The sequence below is a fragment of the Marinomonas posidonica IVIA-Po-181 genome, assembly GCF_000214215.1.
In the GTDB taxonomy this organism is placed as follows: domain Bacteria; phylum Pseudomonadota; class Gammaproteobacteria; order Pseudomonadales; family Marinomonadaceae; genus Marinomonas; species Marinomonas posidonica.
Map to the genome: position 1 here is coordinate 2971662 of NC_015559.1, position 19062 is coordinate 2990723.

The 19062-nt window shown below is 42.4% G+C and carries 18 protein-coding genes; 8 read left to right on the top strand and 10 right to left on the bottom strand.

Going from position 1 to position 19062, the window contains the following annotated elements; all coding sequences use genetic code 11:
- Nucleotides 1-70: 70 nt before the first annotated feature.
- From MAR181_RS13665 to MAR181_RS13675, 3 genes are all read right to left on the bottom strand, one after another.
- A complete protein-coding gene (locus tag MAR181_RS13665; protein WP_013797185.1) occupies nt 71-652 on the bottom strand; it encodes a hypothetical protein in 582 nt (193 codons plus the stop codon).
- 144 nt (nt 653-796) lie between these two features.
- Complete coding sequence (locus MAR181_RS13670; protein ID WP_013797186.1) at nt 797-1129, bottom strand: DUF2834 domain-containing protein; 333 nt, start codon at nt 1127-1129, stop codon at nt 797-799.
- Between the two features lie 30 nt (nt 1130-1159).
- Nucleotides 1160-1852, bottom strand: coding sequence for an aspartate/glutamate racemase family protein (locus MAR181_RS13675; RefSeq protein ID WP_013797187.1), 693 nt, complete (start codon nt 1850-1852; stop codon nt 1160-1162).
- 177 nt (nt 1853-2029) lie between these two features.
- Between MAR181_RS13675 and MAR181_RS13680 the strand changes: the two genes are divergently transcribed.
- Entirely contained in the window at nt 2030-3001 is a 972-nt protein-coding gene (locus tag MAR181_RS13680; RefSeq protein WP_013797188.1) for a tripartite tricarboxylate transporter substrate binding protein, read from the top strand.
- Nucleotides 3002-3017: 16 nt separating this feature from the next.
- The gene (locus tag MAR181_RS13685) at nt 3018-4970 is read left to right on the top strand and encodes a tripartite tricarboxylate transporter permease (protein ID WP_013797189.1); all 1953 of its coding nucleotides are present in this window, start codon (nt 3018-3020) and stop codon (nt 4968-4970) included.
- A gap of 38 nt (nt 4971-5008) precedes the next feature.
- Here MAR181_RS13685 and MAR181_RS13690 read toward each other — a convergent pair whose 3' ends face one another.
- Nucleotides 5009-5920, bottom strand: coding sequence for a LysR family transcriptional regulator (locus MAR181_RS13690; RefSeq protein WP_013797190.1), 912 nt, complete (start codon nt 5918-5920; stop codon nt 5009-5011).
- A gap of 113 nt (nt 5921-6033) precedes the next feature.
- Here MAR181_RS13690 and ttdA point away from each other — a divergent pair, with 113 nt between their 5' ends.
- From ttdA to MAR181_RS13710, 4 genes are all read left to right on the top strand, one after another.
- Nucleotides 6034-6933, top strand: coding sequence for a L(+)-tartrate dehydratase subunit alpha (gene ttdA, locus MAR181_RS13695; protein ID WP_013797191.1), 900 nt, complete (start codon nt 6034-6036; stop codon nt 6931-6933).
- Nucleotides 6930-7538 (top strand): L(+)-tartrate dehydratase subunit beta, encoded by a 609-nt coding sequence (ttdB, locus tag MAR181_RS13700; protein WP_013797192.1) that lies wholly within the window; start codon nt 6930-6932, stop codon nt 7536-7538. Before ttdA ends, ttdB begins: the two co-directional genes overlap by 4 nt.
- A gap of 217 nt (nt 7539-7755) precedes the next feature.
- A complete protein-coding gene (locus tag MAR181_RS13705) occupies nt 7756-8337 on the top strand; it encodes a HupE/UreJ family protein (protein ID WP_013797193.1) in 582 nt (193 codons plus the stop codon).
- A 172-nt stretch (nt 8338-8509) separates the two neighbouring features.
- Nucleotides 8510-10714 carry a bifunctional diguanylate cyclase/phosphodiesterase gene (locus MAR181_RS13710; RefSeq protein WP_013797194.1) on the top strand — a complete coding sequence of 735 codons (2205 nt, stop codon included), beginning with the start codon at nt 8510-8512 and terminating at the stop codon, nt 10712-10714.
- A gap of 83 nt (nt 10715-10797) precedes the next feature.
- Here the strand turns inward: MAR181_RS13710 and MAR181_RS13715 are convergent, their stop codons facing one another.
- The 4 genes from MAR181_RS13715 to ectA all read right to left on the bottom strand — a co-directional run bounded on the left by MAR181_RS13715 (nt 10798) and on the right by ectA (nt 14699).
- The gene (locus MAR181_RS13715; RefSeq protein ID WP_013797195.1) at nt 10798-12240 is read right to left on the bottom strand and encodes an aspartate kinase; all 1443 of its coding nucleotides are present in this window, start codon (nt 12238-12240) and stop codon (nt 10798-10800) included.
- A 146-nt stretch (nt 12241-12386) separates the two neighbouring features.
- Nucleotides 12387-12776 carry an ectoine synthase gene (locus tag MAR181_RS13720; protein WP_013797196.1) on the bottom strand — a complete coding sequence of 130 codons (390 nt, stop codon included), beginning with the start codon at nt 12774-12776 and terminating at the stop codon, nt 12387-12389.
- Between the two features lie 57 nt (nt 12777-12833).
- Nucleotides 12834-14147 (bottom strand): diaminobutyrate--2-oxoglutarate transaminase, encoded by a 1314-nt coding sequence (gene ectB / locus MAR181_RS13725; RefSeq protein WP_013797197.1) that lies wholly within the window; start codon nt 14145-14147, stop codon nt 12834-12836.
- A 51-nt stretch (nt 14148-14198) separates the two neighbouring features.
- The gene (gene ectA, locus MAR181_RS13730) at nt 14199-14699 is read right to left on the bottom strand and encodes a diaminobutyrate acetyltransferase (protein WP_013797198.1); all 501 of its coding nucleotides are present in this window, start codon (nt 14697-14699) and stop codon (nt 14199-14201) included.
- A 428-nt stretch (nt 14700-15127) separates the two neighbouring features.
- On the opposite strand from ectA, the gene MAR181_RS13735 reads away from it, so the two are divergent.
- Nucleotides 15128-16486 (top strand): sodium-dependent transporter, encoded by a 1359-nt coding sequence (locus MAR181_RS13735; RefSeq protein ID WP_013797199.1) that lies wholly within the window; start codon nt 15128-15130, stop codon nt 16484-16486.
- 72 nt (nt 16487-16558) lie between these two features.
- Here MAR181_RS13735 and MAR181_RS13740 read toward each other — a convergent pair whose 3' ends face one another.
- A complete protein-coding gene (locus MAR181_RS13740) occupies nt 16559-16798 on the bottom strand; it encodes a DUF2061 domain-containing protein (RefSeq protein WP_013797200.1) in 240 nt (79 codons plus the stop codon).
- A 113-nt stretch (nt 16799-16911) separates the two neighbouring features.
- Nucleotides 16912-17850, bottom strand: coding sequence for a MerR family transcriptional regulator (locus tag MAR181_RS18135; RefSeq protein ID WP_013797201.1), 939 nt, complete (start codon nt 17848-17850; stop codon nt 16912-16914).
- Between the two features lie 190 nt (nt 17851-18040).
- Here MAR181_RS18135 and MAR181_RS13750 point away from each other — a divergent pair, with 190 nt between their 5' ends.
- Nucleotides 18041-19060, top strand: coding sequence for an NAD(P)/FAD-dependent oxidoreductase (locus MAR181_RS13750; protein ID WP_013797202.1), 1020 nt, complete (start codon nt 18041-18043; stop codon nt 19058-19060).
- Nucleotides 19061-19062: the final 2 nt, after the last annotated feature.

The window sequence follows — 19062 nt, forward strand, 5'->3', positions numbered from 1 at the left end:
TAGTAGGGCAACGCAGGAGCGGTTGCCGAAGAACATGTTGCCGTAGCCAGTGAACTTGTTCGTGCCTTCCCTAGCCTCGAAATGTCAGCAATAAAATATCCTTCATTTTACGTTCCACTTCGACGTTCGCCGTTTCAAAATCAGACTTTACTAACTTGTATAAAAACGGTTGAACATCGCGCAGTTTCTTAATTGCTTGAGGATCGTCCGCCAACAATACAGCAACGTAGGAAAAAGCATCATAGTAGGCAAACGCTTGCTCACGAAGTGCATTCAAGAAAGAATCAACGCTTTCATCACCAAACACTTGCTTGATGCCTGTGATAGCACCGAAAATAGCAACACCTTCACACAAGGCACTCGTTTCGGTGTCTTTGCTTTCAACTGGCCAAAGGCCTTTCACCATTTCTTGTAATACATCAGCAAGTAAAATGACATCATTGGTGAAGCTTCGGGCCGGGATCTGAATTTTGTACTGATAAGTCTGAATCTCATCCAGTACCACTTGTGGTTTTGCAAGCTCCTCAAGTACTTCAAAGCCCGTAAAATTAGCCTCTGGAACGGGTTGACCAAATAAAAACTCAACGGCAGGCTGCCAAGCTGAACGAAGCTTATCAAGCTGATTGATTTGAACTAAATGGATGTCTGACACAAGCCTTTCCTTTATCGAAAACAACATACCAAGACGAATACGACTAGGTACAAGAACAATAGGTGCCACTTTACCACAAGGCGCTGATTGGATCAGACGAAAATCAACAAGATGATAAAAAAGCTGATGCTCATCAGCTTAAACTTAGCAAACTTCAGAGCCTTTTAACTGAGCTTCTTTTAAATATAGATAAAATGGTAAACCAAAAGACACACCAATCGTGCAAGTCCCAATGATGGCAAGATAACGGCCTTTTATCTGATTCTTTTTGCCGTCAATCAAGACAAAAACAATCAATGTCATCGCGGAAATCAATACATCAGCCCAAGCGAATAGACTAATATGATTGACCTGAGCGTCTGCCAAAAACTGTGGCAGGTCCATACCATTCTGCCCTAGCCAAGGTAACAGTGCCCCGTAAGGCAATAGCAAACCAATTAGCGCCAATAACAAATAAAACCACTTTAATTTCACCACACTAAACCTCCATTTTTTTGTACTAATATGTCATTTCAGAGCGAACGCGACGCCATGCTGAGCATGAATCTGAGTGGTGTCATATAACTTCACCTTGGTATCTTTTTGCTGAACTAATAAGGCGATTTCAGTACACCCTAAAATCACGGCTTGCGCTCCAGCAGCATATAATTTATCGATGATGTTTAAGTACTGCTGCCTCGATGAATCACGAATCGTCCCCAAACACAGCTCACTGTAGATGACCTTATGTACTAGCGCTCGATCGTCACGCTCAGGTACCAACACATCAATCTTATACTTGTCCTGAATACGCCCTTTATAGAAATCTTGCTCCATGGTAAAAGCCGTACCCAGTAAGCCGACTTTGGTAATGCCATCCGCTATTAAATCTTCCGCCGTGGCATCCGCTATGTGTAAAATCGGAATTGAAAGTTGTGCCTGTATATCATCTGCAACTTTATGCATGGTATTGGTACAAATCATCAAAAAATCCGCCCCGGCACTCTCAATTGATTGAGCTGCCGACGTCAGTATATTGGCAGTTGCTTGCCATTCTCCTGCATGCTGAAGCGCTTCAATTTCTGCAAAATCAACACTAGACAAAAGAATCTTTGCTGAATGTAAACCACCTAATTCTGACTTAACGCCCTCGTTTAAGGCCTGATAATAGCTGAGAGTCGACTCCCAACTCATACCGCCCAACATTCCAATTGTTTTCAAAAGATCACCTCTTTGCTCTTTCGTATTTGCTCTTTCGTAAATAACAATGCTACTGCATGCTCTCAAAACAGCTGATTATTGAATTATTTTCAAAGATGTATTTACCCACGCTGGTTGTAAGGGCTTTTATATCCGTTATAGTTTTTAGCGCTAACAATAATTAAAAAGGCAAACATTATGAAAAATAAGCACTTAAAATCGCTCTGTCTTCCTTTACTCACCGCTTTTACTCTTGGAGTAACAGCGACATCCGCCGTCGCGAACAGCGACTACCCAAATAAACCAATCAACTATATCATTCCATTCAATGCTGGTGGTGAATCTGATTTATCGGCTCGTTTCCAGCAGTCGGTATTTGAAAAATACGCCGGCGAGAAAACCGTTATCCAATACATGCCAGGGGCTGGAGGTGCGGTTGCTTGGTCACAGCTAAACGGCATGGAAGGTGATGGTTATACCATGATGGGAATCAACATCCCGCACAGTATTATGCAACCTATTGTAAAAGATTCGGGTTACACAACAGATGAGTTAACCCCTCTTTACTACTTCCACTACACACCTAACGCTATCTTTGTACCAGCCAATAGCCGATTTAAAGACCTAGGTCAATTGATTGACTATGCTAAGAAAAATCCAGGCATGGTGACATTTGCTGGTTCAGGTTCAAACTCAGCGAACCACATTGGTCAAGCGACTTTTGACAAGTTAACCGGCGTGACTTCTACCTATGTACCATTCAGTGGTATTGGACCTGCCATGACCTCTCTTATGGGGAGTCAGGTAACGGCTGGCTTTGCTTATGCAACGTCTGGTGCAAGTGCAGGTGACAAGCTACGTATGCTTGCCGTGTCTTCTGAAAACAGACTGACGGCTTTTCCTGATGTACCAACCTTCAAGGAATTAGGCATTGATCTGGTCGGCGGCGCATACCGTGGTGTTGCTGTGCCTAAATCCACACCTGAAGATGTACGTCAAAAACTGTCTGACATCATAGCTGACATCAACAAAGATCCAGAATTCGTTAAGAAAATGGAAGACAATGGCTTTGTACTGACGGATATCGCTTACAAAAACATGGACGCATTCATCGAGGCAAATAAAGCAGAGTACCAAGGTGTCGCTCAACTTTTGGGCTTAATCAAGTAACTGATAGGTAATTTAAATGGAACTAGTAAGCTATTTAATTGAAGCCCTTACACCACTCAACCTGTTGTTGGCGTTAGTTGGTGTAATTGCCGGCACCATTATTGGTGCCATGCCAGGGCTTTCTGCAACAATGGCTGTTGCTGTCTTAGTGCCATTTACCTATGTGATGGGGCCAGCTTCTGGCCTCATCGTACTAGGGGCCATATACACTGGGGCAATCTATGGTGGCGCTTTCGCAGCCATATTGGTCAACACACCAGGTACACCTTCTGCCATTGCGACGACCTTTGATGGTTACCCTCTGGCAAAACAAGGTAAAGGAGCGTTAGCCATCTCTCTGGCAACCTTAGCGTCTGTTGGCGGTGGTCTGGTTGGTGGTTTAGCTTTGCTATTCCTTGCTCCCCCTCTTGCCGAAGTCGCGTTGGCATTTGGCCCATCTGAGTACTTTTGGATGGCCGTATTTGGCCTTACACTGATTTCTGCATTATCCGTAGGCAACACGCTAAAGGGTTTGATAGGCGCTTGTATCGGCTTATTGCTTTCTGCTGTTGGGGTTGCTGTTGTTGGCGGTGATGTACGCTTTACTTTTGATCAAGTCTCTCTACTCGGTGGCATTGATCTTACTTCTGCCATCATTGGTTTGTACTGTATTCCAGTGATCATTGATTTGGTAGCCAACAAAGCACCACACTTAAAATTTGAGTCCATCAAGGGCCAGTCATCTTTATCAGAAGCCTTCGGTTTAATCCTAAAACGTAAATTCAACCTGTTGCGTAGTTCTGTTATCGGTACTGTCGTTGGCATCTTGCCAGGTGCGGGCGGCTCAATTGCGGGCTTAGTGGCTTACACAGAAGCACGTCGTAGTTCGAAAGAGTCAGAGACGTTTGGTAAAGGCGCACCAGAAGGCATTGTGGCAACAGAATCAGCGAACAATGCAACCGTTGGTGGTGGCTTTATCCCTACTTTGGTTCTGGGGATTCCTGGGACACCGCCTGATGCCATTATTTTAGGGGCGTTATTAGTACAAGGTATTAAAACCGGGCCTTCTTTGTTTACCGATCAAGGCAGTATTGTTTATACCTTTATCTATGGCCTGATTATTGCCACCTTACTCATGCTACCTGTGGGTTTGATTTTAGGTAAATACGCCTACAAATCCATCTCAAAAACACCGAAAGAGCTCTTGGTTCCTTGTGTGGCCTTCCTGACGGTTATTGGTAGTTATGCCATTCACAGTAATCCGCACGATACTTTCGTCATGTTTGTATTGGGCATTGCCGCTTGGTTCCTAGCCAAACTCGGATTCAGCGCATCCCCTATCGTACTCGGTTTGGTATTGGGTAAAATTGCAGAACAGGGCTTCGTGCAAACCTATTTGATTGGTTCTGCTCAAGGCCGTACCTTAGAAATGTTCTTCGGTCGACCAATCTCTATCGGCATCATAGTCTGCTGTGTAATTGCTTTGCTGTTCCCAATTTTGGCGGCGCGCAAACAAAAGAAACGTGAGGTTATTGAAGAACCAAGTCGTAAATCCAGTGTACTAATCTTTGTTCTTGCATTGATTGGAATGGGGATCGTGCTATTCAACGATACGAAAAACATGTCAATCCTAGGCGCTGTTTTCCCATCCTACATTGCTGGAGCCATGATTTTCTTATCTGCTGTGTTATTTATTAAGTTGGCTATTAAGAAGAACGGATTTAATCACAACGCCAAGTTACTGCCGAATAAAAGGCAAGCTGGGGTATCCTTGGTTATTTTATTGTGGACTATTTTGATGGCAAAAATAGGATTTGGATTAGCGGCAATAATCGCCTTTATTTCCATCATGTTCATCTCAACCTTTGAAAAACCAAAACTTCTTCGTGCCGTTATTAATATAATAATCTCCATACTGATTGTTTTGTTATTTTACTTCTGCATGAAAGAAATCTTATTATTAAGATTACCAAGCGGTTTTCTTTTCTAATAAACCAAACCTTCCTTAAAACATTAAGAGTGACTTGTTTACCAAAAAGATCGAGTATTATCTTCACCGATAAAACTGTCTTTTAAATAATCTAGAAAACAAGTCACTCTCGCTGACAAATTCAATTTCTCCATATAAACAGCGTAAATATCCGCATTGGGCGTGTCGTAATGACCTAATGCGACCTCAAGTTTTCCTTGACGAATATATTTTGCTAAATCCCATTCTGCTCTCATCACAATACCATGACCATCTAACGCCCAACGCAATGCAATCTCACCATCATTAGTAACCAAATTTCCACGAACTTTAATCACCTCTTCAGTGTTGTCTAAAATAAACCGCCAAGCGGTTGCAACCTGTTGACTTTGTTTGATAATGATACAGTTATGAGACAGCAAATCCGTTGGAACTAGAGGCTTCCCATGCTCCTTAAAATACTTGGGTGCGGCGCAGATAAGACGCCGATTAGGGGCAATTTTTCGAGCAAACACACGTGAATCCGGCACGGTACCAAAGCGAATGCAAACGTCTATCGATTCGTCAGGTAAACTAATAGGGCGATCTGTTAAGATCAGCTGAACTTCAATATCGGGATATTCATTAATAAACTCAGATATAATTGGTGCAATATAATTACGCCCAAACCCTAACGGTGCATTCACTCTTAATAAGCCTTTAGGTGAATCTCTCCTTTTAGAAACAACCGACTCCATTTCATCTATCTGACTAACAATGTTTTTTACATATTTTAAATAAATTTCGCCCTCATTCGTTAAGCTTAATCGCCGAGTCGTACGATTAATAAGACGAACACCAAGTCTTGCCTCTAAATTAGATAATCTTTTTGTGACGGCAGACGGTGTCAAATTAAGTTCTCTCGCTGTAGACGATAAACTACCATTACGAGATAAGGTAATAAAAAAAGTAAACTCTGATAAAGTATCCATCTATTCCTCCAAGGAAAGACTGAATTTCCTTATATTCTAACCTTCATTTCAAATAAATACTAAAATAAATCCATCATTTTTATAAAAAGACAAACGTAAATAAGGAGGCTTTGATGAGTCACGAAAACTCAGTTGAGTATATGTCGGACGTCATGACAAAGTTCACAAGCTATATCGGCAAGCGTCTTCCAAGAGACGTAAAAAACAAACAGGCCGAACTACGTCAAAAAGAAAAAAACCCCATGGCCATTGAAATTTACGACACCATGGCAGAAAACCAAGAAGCGGCCGACAAATTGAATCGTCCAAGCTGCCAAGACACTGGTGTGATCCAATATTTCATCAGTGTGGGGGCAAAATTTCCATTGCTGGGCGAACTTGAAGATATTTTACGCAACGCAACGTTGGAAGCGACTCGCCAAGGCCCGCTTCGTCATAACGCAGTCGAAACATTCGAAGAGAAAAACACTGGTACCAACGCAGGCTCTAAAATTCCATGGTTAGATTGGGATATTGTACCTGGTGAAGATACAGCCACTATTGAAGTCTACATGGCTGGCGGTGGTTGCACCCTACCGGGTTCTGCCAAAGTGTTAATGCCTGGTGAAGGCTACGAAGGCGTCGCGGACTTTGTTTTTGATGTCATTACCTCGCGTGGTATCAATGCTTGCCCTCCTTTGCTCGTTGGTGTGGGCGTCTCTACGTCGGTTGAAACGGCTGCGCGTTTATCAAAAAAGGCCATTTTAAGACCGGTTGATACTCGCAACCCAAATGCCAAAGCAGCCTTAATGGAAGACCTTTTAGAAAATGGTTTAAATGAGGTTGGTATCGGACCACAAGGTTTGACGGGGGACAATACTGTCATGGGCGTTAACATTGAGTCTTCAGCACGTCATCCTTCCACGATCGGCGTCGCCGTATCGACTGGTTGTTGGGCTCACCGTCGTGGCACCATCAAATTCAAACCAGACTTAAGCTATGAAGTACTGTCTCATGATGGAGTCACTCTATGAAAAAAATCTTAACTACCCCAATTTCTGACGAAGCCTTAGCGGACCTCAACGTCGGCGACATTGTTTACCTTACAGGTCATCTTGTTACCTGTCGTGATGTTGCACACCGCCGCCTGATTGAGCTGAAACAAAAGCTACCAGTAGACATCAAAAATGGTGCTATTTTCCACGCAGGCCCAATCGTTCGCGAGAAAGAAGACGGATCCTATGAAATGGTATCCATTGGCCCAACAACCAGTATGCGTATGGAAAAATTTGAACGTCAGTTTATCGAGGAAACTGGGGTAAAATTGATTATAGGCAAAGGCGGCATGGGTGAAGAAACCGCTCAAGGTTGCTTAGAGAATAAAGCCGTTCATGCGGTCTTTCCCGGCGGCTGTGCCGTTGTGGCGGCGACTAAAGTAGAAGAAATTGAACAAGCTGAATGGAAAGATCTGGGAATGCCTGAAACCTTATGGGTAAGTCGTGTCAGAGAGTTTGGTCCTCTAATCATTTCCATCGACACAAAAGGTCGTAATATCTTTGAAGAAAACAAAAAAACCTTTAATGAACGTAAAGGAAATATTTTGAAGAAGATTCATGAGCAAGTGAAGTTCATAAAATAAACGACCAAAACACGTCACCAACAGAAAGGCTTGTCGCTAGGGAAGCCTTTTCTGATCAATCCCCACTCAAACTGAATAAAACCCAAGCCTTCTTTTGTTTCATTCAATTCATCTTCACCATAGCTGTGTTAGAATCATTCCCTGTTCCAGCCGCAAGAGCGGTGGCCTAACTTTGCCATGTATGATGGTATCCAATGATTTTTTAGGAGATGAAATTATGCGTCAAAACGCGCTTAAGATCGTATTGGCAGTAATCGCCACATTACCGGCTCTTGCCCTTGCTCACCCAGGACATGAACACACTAATAGCTTTCTAACGGGTTTTCTTCATCCTCTTGGTGGATTAGATCACTTATTAGCCATGGTCGCCGTCGGCATTTGGGCAACCACTTTAGGTGGTCGTGCTATTTGGGCCGTTCCAGCAGCATTCGTCGCCACCATGCTAGTGGGCGGTGGCCTTGCGGTGGCTGGTATTCAGGTGCCTTTTATTGAGCAAGGCATTGTGTTATCCGTACTCTTCATGGGTGCTCTACTACTCGCCAGTGCCAAATTCTCATTGCTAAGTTGTACTTTAATTGCCGGTTTCTTTGCACTATTTCATGGTGCCGCGCATGGTTTAGAAATGCCTCTTAATGCTAACGGCGCAGTTTACGCAGCAGGTTTTGCCGTTGCGACAATTCTACTACACGCTGTTGGCATCGCCTTTGGTACCGTTGTGGCAAGCATTCAGGCACCGATTATTAATCGCATTACAGGCAGCGTGATTGCCATTGCTGGGATGGTTCTAGCGTTTGCTTAAGCACATTTAATTTGTATCTAAAAAGCCAAGCATATAATTGATATGTTTGGCTTTTTTATTTATTTCACCAAATGCCCTTCTATGACATACATTTATTAACAAAAAGAAGCGGACGCACCCTACTAGAAATAATATGATTTTCCAGTGCACCTCAAGGTAATAGGATAATTTTTTGAAACAAGCTCGACTCAAGCAACCCCTAGCCTTAGGGATTGTATCCATTGCATTTTGCTTCATCGTTTTGCTGGGGGGCTACTGGACTCAGTCTGCTAGTCACTCAATCGTTCATCAAAAATCCTCTATCCTCAATGGCTTATCTCGTTCACAAGCTTCAGCTTTAGAGCGTCGCCTTGCATCTGCTTTTACTTCCGCCAAAATCATGTCTTATGAAGTTGAGCTACACAATGGTCATTCACCATGGTTTGATAGCTATGCCAATCGACTCATCGAATCCATTGGCGGCATTGAAAACATCCAATTGGCACCAAATGGCATCATTCAAAAAATTTACCCTCTAGCCGGCAATGAAAAAGCCATCGGCTTAGACATTATCAACTCAACCAAATACCATGAAGCCACTCAGCAAGCCATTATCACTAAAAAGATGATCGCAATTGGCCCAGTATCACTCATACAAGGCGGTGTTGCCGTTATCAGCCGGGCGCCAATCTATTTAAATCGAGGTCAAGACAACGAGTCTTTTTGGGGCTTCGCGTCTTCACTTGTGTATTTAGACCATTTAATCGCCGCCACTCAATTAAAAGAGCTAGAACAAGACGGCTATCAGTATGAATTATGGCGTCCCCATAATGACAAAGAAGAACGCATTACGCTTTCTTCTTCCTCTGCCCCACTAAGCGATTTGAAATCTTCTAGCAAACTCATATTACCCGTCGGAACCTGGACTCTGACCATCAGTCAAAACATTGCCAATGAATTAGAAGCCAACCGCTTTAAAGGCTACTCCATTAGTTTCATTATCGGTATATTGCTGTCAATTGCTCTGTATGCGTTATTGATACAACCTTTGAAATTGAGCAAACTGGTAAAAGAAAAAACCGCAGCCCTGCAAGACCTAGCTTATCGAGACCCGTTAACCAGTCTACCCAACCGCCGTCATTTGCATGATAATTTACCCAACACCCTATATAAAAACCAATTACGAAGTCGTATTTCTGCTTTTATCTACTTCGATCTAGACAATTTCAAACGCATTAATGATACCGTTGGTCACGACATTGGGGATCAGGTGCTCGTCATTATTGCTGACCGCCTCAATGCCCTTAAAGGTCTATCAGATCAAGTGGTACGTTTGGGTGGCGATGAGTTTGGCATCCTATTAGGCAATATTAAAAGTACTGAAGAAGCCGAATCCTTCGCGACAAAGATTCTGAAAAGCGTACAAATTCCGATTACATTTAATCAACGAGAGTTCACCCTCAGCACAAGCCTAGGGATCGCCATGATTCCAGAACATGGTTATGACTTAGTCACCATAATGCAAAATGCCGACATGGCACTGTATCACGCAAAACAATTGGGCAAAAACCAGTTTTCCATGTACACAGAAAGCATGAAGGTCAACACTCATAACAGCATTAAGGCCGAAGATGACCTTTCTCAAGCACTGAAAAATCAAGAGTTCGTATTGTATTACCAGCCCCAATTTGATTTACATACTAATCATATCATTGGGGCCGAAGCACTGATTCGCTGGAATCACCCTGAAAAAGGTCTTATTTATCCAAATGAATTTATTCCAGTCGCGGAAAAGACCGGACAAATTGTCGAACTCGGCCATTGGGTCATTGAAACTGGCATCGCCTATTTAGCCGAACGTAAAGAAGCGGGATTATCTGACATATTATTGCACATCAATCTAGCGTCTAAACAATTGGCTGACCCATATTTTGTCTGTCATGTTGAAAAACTCTTAATTCAGTATCAAGTTCCTGCTCGACAACTCGGCTTCGAGATTACTGAAACAGACATTCTTGAAGACATAGAATTGGCGAAAAGTCTGCTTAAGAGCCTCAAAAAAATGGGCGTTTGTATCGCGATTGATGATTTCGGCACAGGCTACTCTTCTCTTGCTCAGCTGAAAAACCTGCCAGTAGATTTATTGAAAATTGACCGCAATTTTATCAAAGACATTACCGAAGATGAAAATGACCGAAACATTGTCGAAGCGATTATTGCCATGGCACACAAGCTCAATATCAAGGTTTTGACCGAAGGTATTGAAACCAGACAACAGTGGCAGATGCTTGCGGACTTCCAATGCAATTTTGGTCAGGGCTTCTATGTAAGTCGCGCGGTTGCGGCAGAAGCCTTCAATAAAACGCTTCCTACCATTCATCATAACGAAGAAAATTAACGCTTAGGCAATAAAAAACCCAAATGCCAATGGCATTTGGGTTTTGATATTTCAGAGCCGAGCCGTTTTACACGCTTAGCAAATTAAGACGCTAAGCAAATTGCTCGACCATGGTTATGCACTTCGACCAAATCTTTATGAAGGCTACAGATCGCCTTTTCATAATCTTCTTCATCAATCACAAACTGCATGTCAACCTGACGCATGGATTGGTGCATTGCTAAGACATTTACTTCTTGCTCTGCAATGGCTTTTACCGCTTTCGCTAGCATACCAGTGGTTTTCATATCACTGCCAATCGCCGATACAATGGCCACTTTACGCTGAGTGATTTCAGCATCAGCAAAACGATCACTTAATACCTTCATAACACGTTTTAATGTTTTCAGGTTAATCGCTAAGTAATGTGTAATGGTATTAGCATTGATGTCTTTGGCAATAATGTGAGCATTAAATTGATTCAATACTTTTAAAATAGCACCATCAAATTCATCAATGTCACCCGCCATATCTTGATCGAATAACTCTACGGCAAACACACCTCGACAGCCTGCAATGATCTCAACACAAGGTGCATCACTGACATAGTCACCGGTTATTAATGTTCCAGTATGTTCTGGCTCAAAAGTATTTTTCACTCGAAGTGAAATGCCACTTTGACGCAAACCTTTCGCGGCTTTTGGATGAATGGCTTCCATCCCCAAATTTGCCAGTTGATCCGCCACATCATAGTTCGTTCGACCAATTGGCACGGCATTGGCTTCACCAACCAAACGCGGATCAGCACTGCTCAAGTGGAATTCTTTATGAATCACCGCTTCATGGGCTTTTGTCAAAACCGCAATGCGACTGAACGTCATTTCACTGTAACCACGATCAAAGGTCGACATCAAACCCGTTTCGCTGTGTGCATAGCCGGTTGTAATTGGCAGCTCTGTGCTCAAATCTATGTCTTTAAAGGCATCTAAAATACGCTCATCTAAAGACATATGAACTGGACTGTTCCAGCCTGTTAAATCAACAAATACAGCGTTTACACCATCACGTTGCAATAACTCTGCTGTGTTCCATGCACTGTGCGCTTCACCAATACTGGCCAACATTTCACGAACAGTCGATAAATGCTCGCTAATGGAAAAATGACCATGCTGACACAATCGATGTAGGTCTTCTAAGCATTCTTGCGCTTCTTGCAAACGACTACCAAGAAAAGCATCGGCTTTATCTCGCAAATCCCCCACTTCAAACAATTCATGGTTGATCGCTATCATGGCTTCACGGACTTCCTGTAAGGCTGGAAACCAATGATTTTGTTTGCGTTCTTGTGCGAACAAAGCATAGACGCCAGCATCACCTGTTTTTTTGTGTTCCAACAGCTTATCTGTCATGCCACCGTAAGCAGATACCACAAATATACGATTGTAAAAATGGCCCGCTTGTGCCGGTTTAAAAATAATATTATCTCTAACCGAACAGTAGTCACTCATGGACGTACCGCCGATTTTCTCAACTGTATGTTGTCCCATTACGAATCCAATCTATATCAGGCAAAACACCCAAATCATGTAAAATTAAAAAAATTGCCGCTATATTGTCATAAGGCTGTAAAAAAATTAAGCACTATTCTCTGTTACAGTCGATTTTTGCGTATTTTACCCTTTATGAATGCTTCCTAATCAATTAGCTCGTAAGCACCTTCAGAATTATGCACTTCTTTGCCTGTGATGGGTGGATTAAACACACAGGCCAGCTTCAATTCTTTAAAAGCCCGTAAAGTATGCGGATCATGCTTATCCAACACATACACAACTCCAGGTTTGATGGCGTGTTTCTGTCCCGTTTCACGGCTTTCCACTTCACCATCACCGGATATACAATACACAGACTCTAGGTGATTTTGATAATGCATATCAAAATCTTTGCCCTCATAGATGGTGGTAATATGGAAAGAAAAACCCATATTGTCTTCTTTCAATATCAGTCGCGTGCTTTCCCAGTTGCCATCAGGTGACACAACACGACGTTCGGTTTTTTCACATTCCACTAAATCACGTGAAAACATAAATCCCTCTTAAAATCGGTTCTTAATGAAATGTTATTCAATAAATAACACGATGGATTACACCGCAATGTCGTAATTCTCATCAAAGTAACTTTTGGCTTCTGGCATATCGTCTTCCTTCGCACAAATCTCGCGAATCGACTTTTCTAGGATATCAATGCCTTCTTTTAAGTCTTGATCGCAGATGGTCAATGGACATAAGAATTTAACCACCTGATCGTCCGCACCCGAGGTTTCAATCATCAAACCATGCTGGAAACATTTCTTTGTGATTTTATTGGCTAGCTCACCACTCACACAATTAATACCACGCATCATGCCGCGACCATGTAAGGTGAAATTACCTTCTCCAAACTCACTCACAATGGCCTGTGTACGTTGATGGATATATTCACCTTTACGTTTAATTTCTTTTTCAAACTCATCGTTTTGCCAATAGGTTTCGATGGCTTCTTTTGCTGTCACAAAGGCCAAATTATTACCACGGAAAGTACCGTTATGTTCACCAGGTTTCCATTCATCCAATTCTGGGCGCATCAACACCACAGCAAAAGGTAAGCCATAACCACTTAAAGATTTTGACATGGTCACAATATCAGGCTGAATATCAGCATCTTCGAAGCTAAAGAAAGTACCAGTACGACCACAACCGGCTTGAATATCATCAATAATCAATAACACATCGTGTTTTTTACAAACAGCTTCTAGGTTTTGTAACCAATTAAAGCTTGCGGCATTAATGCCTCCCTCACCCTGAACGGTTTCCACTATCACCGCAGCCGGAATGTCCACACCACTACTGGAATCTGAAAAAACCTTGTCTAAATATTCCGTCGTTTCGATACCGTCTCCCAAGTAACCATCAAAAGGAACCGTTGACACTCCAGCGCCAAGGTTAGTCCCAGCAGCACCACGGTGATGGGAATTACCGGTAACAGATAACGCTCCCAAACTGCAACCATGGAAACCGTTCGTAAAACTCACTATGTTTTCGCGCCCCGTTACATTACGAGCCAGCTTCAATGCGGCTTCAACGGCATTAGTACCTGTTGGACCTGTAAACTGCATAACATACTCTAGACCACGAGGCTCTAAAATGTGCTTTTTAAAACTTTGCAAAAACTCACCTTTCGCCTTGGTGTGCATATCAAGGCCGTGAGTGATGCCATCTTCTAGAATGTACTCAACTAATTTTTTCTTAAAAATTGGATTGTTGTGGCCATAATTCAAGGTGCCAGCTCCCGCCAAAAAGTCCAGATACTTATTACCTTCTTGATCAAATAGGTGAGCCCCTAGTGCGCGATGAAAAACACGTGGAAATGAACGAGCATAGGACTGAACTTCGGATTCAATCTCAGCAAATATTTTCATAGTAAGCTTCCTTTTTTATTCAAATAATATATAACGTAATCCGTCGCTAAATTAGCGACGGATCGGACCGATCTCAGCCAAAAACTCAGTGTCGTGTTGACCGTTAAAATGCAACTCTTGATCAAACTGAATAGACTCTTTAAAGTCAGTCTCCAGCTGTTTAGATAAGCCTCTGAATAACGCCCAAGATGCTTGATTCGATTTAGTAATGGTCGTGTGTATAAATTTGACCTCGACACACGACTGCCGTGTTAGTAGGTTCACAACCATCTTTTTCGCCAAGCCTTCTCCACGAGCTGATTCACTGACAGCGACCTGCCATATAAATAACGTACTAGGATCATTTGGTAAGACATACCCAGACACAAAGCCAACCAACTCTTGAGTATCATTGCGTTTCGCCGCCACACAGGTATCTGCAAAGTGCGACGTTTGCAGAAGGTTGCAATAAACTGAATTAGCATCCAAAGGCGGGCATTTTTTGACCAACCCATACACATTTGCACCATCTTCTGGCACAGGCTTTTTGAGAACAATATTACTGACTGACATAATCCCTCTTAATTTAATTTGATCTCAAAGTAAAAGCACAAAACAACCCTAAAAAAATGACGAAAAAAAGCATAAAATCCCCCTAAATGACGGAATATATAGAAAACAAAGGGTATTTAATTTGATGCCTAATTATTATACATGGAATGTTTTATCAATCCACAAATAATTAGATGTCTAACTATATGGCTTTTTTAATAATTCAAAAATGAAACCAAAGATGCACAACAAAGAGACAAAAAATAAACAAAGTGACAAGAAAAGAGCATTTTATGTTGCAAATGGCCGTTAAAATTCGGAAAATCCGCCCCCTAATCGAAGATGGCATGATGAATAGTAAGGCCCCCAAGTCAAAATAAGAACTTACCAAGGCCTCTTAATATGTTCACTTCGATCTCGTTTTACGGTTTCAACAAATAGAGATAACTATGAATAATAAAACATCAATCCAAGGCTCTTGGGCTAGCCGATGGATTTTCATTCTAGCGGCAACAGGCTCAGCTGTAGGTCTGGGTAACATCTGGAAATTTCCTTACATAACAGGTGAAAACGGTGGCGGTGCATTCGTACTGGTTTACCTAGCTTGTATTCTATTAGTCGGCATTCCAATCATGATGGCAGAAGTCTTTATTGGACGCCGAGCTCGTAAGAACCCAATTAATGCATTAAAAGATGTCGCGGAAGAGTCAGAAGGCTCAAAATCGTGGAGCATCATCGGCCTAATGGGGATGCTAGCTGGCGTCTTGATCTTCTCTTTCTACTCTGTCGTTGGTGGCTGGGTACTGCATTACATCAAAATCATGCTAACGGGGGAGATGCTTGGGGTAACTTCTGACCAAGCGGGCGCCGCATTTGGCGGTTTGCTTGAAGATCCAAGCACTTTATTATTTTGGCACACTCTATTTAGCATTATGACGGTGGCCGTGGTGGCTGCAGGTGTCAACAAAGGCATTGAAACCGTAACGCGCGTTATGATGCCAGCCTTATTTGTTCTATTGTTGATCCTACTAGGTTACGCAATGACAACTGGTAGCTTCGGTGAAGGCTGGGACTTCATGTTCAAAGTCGATTTCAGTGCCTTGACTTGGAATTCTGCTCTGATTGCCCTAGGTCATTCATTCTTCACCCTATCATTGGGCATGGGAACCATCATGGCATACGGTTCTTATATGACGAAGCAAGCGTCAATCGGTAAAACTGTCTTGACCATAGGTGCTTTGGATACCTTGGTCGCACTAGTCGCTGGTCTAGCCATTTTCCCAATCATTTTTGCGAATAACATGGATCCAGGTGCAGGCCCAGGTTTGATGTTCATTTCTCTGCCTGTTGCATTCGGTCAAATGCCATTTGGCCAACTGTTCGGTACTCTATTCTTCGTACTCGTTGGCGTGGCGGCTTGGACATCTGCAATTTCACTACTTGAACCTACCGTAGCTTTCTTGGTAGAGAAATTCAAAATAAAACGCATTACCGCTTCAATCGCACTTGGCATTGTTGTGTGGGCTCTTGGTATTGCTTGTCTAGGTTCTTTCAGCTTCCTGTCAGATGTTACCTTCTTCGGTAAAAACACCTTTGACTTCCTAGACTATATTACCGCTAATATTATGCTGCCATTAGGTGGTATCTTGATTTCATTGTTTGCTGGCTGGGTTGTTAAAGACAAGTTTGCACAAGATGAATTACAACTTTCGAACGGCATGTTCAAACTTTGGAACCTCTCTATGAAGTTCACAGCACCGATTGCTGTTGCCATCGTTCTGTACTTCTTGATCAATCCTCTAAGCTAATTAGTCGCTTGATCAAAGCAATGCCGCTGATCTGTATAGACAGCGGCATTTTTTATGCTTGAAAGATTGCATCTAAATAGAACGTAACGCATAGCTTTCACCAGCATTTTGGATGGATTGTTTAATCTCCATTGTGGCATTCGATTTTGACATTTTAATCCAAATTTTTTCATGGAAGTAAAAAGCCACCGTGTTGATCGCAGGTTCCACAATGGCGACTAAACCTCCCACCAAAAAACTCCCCGTTATTAAATACGCCACAGTGAACGCAATGGAAAAGTGCATCACAGCAAAAGTCATTGTTTTAATCATTGTCTATCTCCCCTCTTGATTTAATATTTATATTAGCGAAGAAAGATAAATTGCTAAAATTTATAATATAGATAAGGTTGATAGTTTTTCTTATGCCTTTTGGATATTGGGTACTATTTACTTAGCTCATAGATACAAGCTTGTATGCCTTCCATGCTGTCCGACATCACGCTGACTTGCCCCACTTTAGTTTTTGACAACTCATTCGCCGCCAGCCAAAAACTCGCCCCGACGGCCACAGTAGTGGTTTGCCAAGCGGTCATATTATCCAATACATTGTCCACTCGACTGGCCAACTCGTTTTCACAAAACACCAACACCGCATTAAGATTTAAATGACGAACCAATGCGTGCCAATCTTCATAATGTTGCGGCGTCATAATCAACTGACAACGAATACCTTTATCTAAAAACATAGCCGCAGCCATATGTGCTGACAACAAACGTTGACAAGACAAGCCTGTAATCAACACCTCTTTGTCTGCTGCTTTCTGTTGCACCTTCCAACTGCTTATTCGATTACTCAAACAAGCTAACAAAACAGACTCTGCAAAAGCCAATTGCGCTCCCTTGGGAAGCATCTCTAAGCTAGGCATTAACCAGTCACGTATAGCAATTTCAGCTGGGTATTGAGAAAAAATTTGCTGATAAAGTTGCTCTATTTTAGTTTCTTGATATCGCTTTGCAGCATCCACTAAATCCTCACGCCATTGCAGCCATTCATTATTCGATTGGGTATCAGCAACCATTCCCTCTTGTTCATTACTTTGATCAAGCAGTGCACGCACTTTACTCACCGCGACACCTTGTTGAATCCATTTCATAATAGCGTCAACTCGAACTACATCCGCCTGATCATAGAGTCGATGACCTTTTCCTGTTCGCTTTGGTTTTAGCAAACCGTAACGTCTTTCCCAAGCTCTTAACGTAACGGAATTCACGCCTGTTTTCAGAGACAGTTCTCGAATAGGGAACAAGTTAGGTGTAGATAAATCCCCTAATTCGTTGTCTTGATGCGTTTTTTCAGAAAAGCCTTGCTCTACTTTATTCATATCTATTTCCAATCATTCAATATTGACTTTATTCCCATCACGTAACACTTCCTTGAGGCAATCTATTCATAGTGGTCTAAACTTAAAACACCCATAAAAACTATACAAATATTTTTTTGTACAATTTTATTGATTTTCTTATACAAAGTTCTATATTGTATAAGAATGCAATTTGCAGAGGCAAAAAATCATGAAGACATCAACCACAATACAACAAGACATTCCGACATTTGATGTTGCCATTATTGGTGCTGGACTGGCTGGTAGTTTGTGTGCGAAACAGCTGTCCTCTGCAGGGTTCTCAGTTTGTGTGATTGATAAAAGTCGTGGCTCTGGTGGTCGCGCGGGCAGCAAAAAACTTAGTGACACTAGCAGCTGTGAATTAGGCACACCGTACATTTTTGCTAGTCACCCAGAAACAAAATCTCTGTTTAAAAGTTTAGCTAAGCAAGGCATTGCTGCACAGTGGAAACAAATTAGCAGCAAAAAAGCTCTTGGCTTTGTGGGCACGCCAAAAATGAGCAGCATTACTCGTCACTGGCTTGATCAAATACCATTCATGACCTCAACAAAAGTACAGCAGATGGACCATCTCACAAATAAAGAAGGTCAATCATTTTGGCTACTGCGAAATGATCAATATCAAGTATGCGCAAAAGCTGGCAAGGTCATCATTGCAACGCCAGCTCATCAAGCTGCCATGTTACTGGCAACACACGCTGATCTAGCGGTTTTATTGCTGAGAGCCAATCAAGCCTGCAAACAATATCAATCACAATGGGCGATGTGGCTAGAAACTCAACCAAGCGACTTAAATGCCATCATTGAGCTTAAAGATTCGCCTATTCAGCGCATGATAAAAGACAACTACAAACCGGGTAGAGAAGGTTTAGAAGTGGACCGCTGGGTCATACAAACCTCACCAGAATGGACTGCTCAACATCTCGAACAAGACAAACAATGGATAGCACAAACCCTACAACAGGCGTTTGCTGAACACACAGAACAAAGAGTACGACAACATGGGGAACCTCACCGCTGGCTTTTTAGCCGTTACGCCGAGAACCGTGGTAATAAAACCTACGCTTGGGCTCCTGAACATCAAGTGGGTCTAGCAGCAGATTGGTTATGTCAAGGAGACGCAGAAGGTGCTCTTATCAGTGCATTGACGCTAACGGACTGGATCATAAATAACCCAGCAAGCCTATAAAC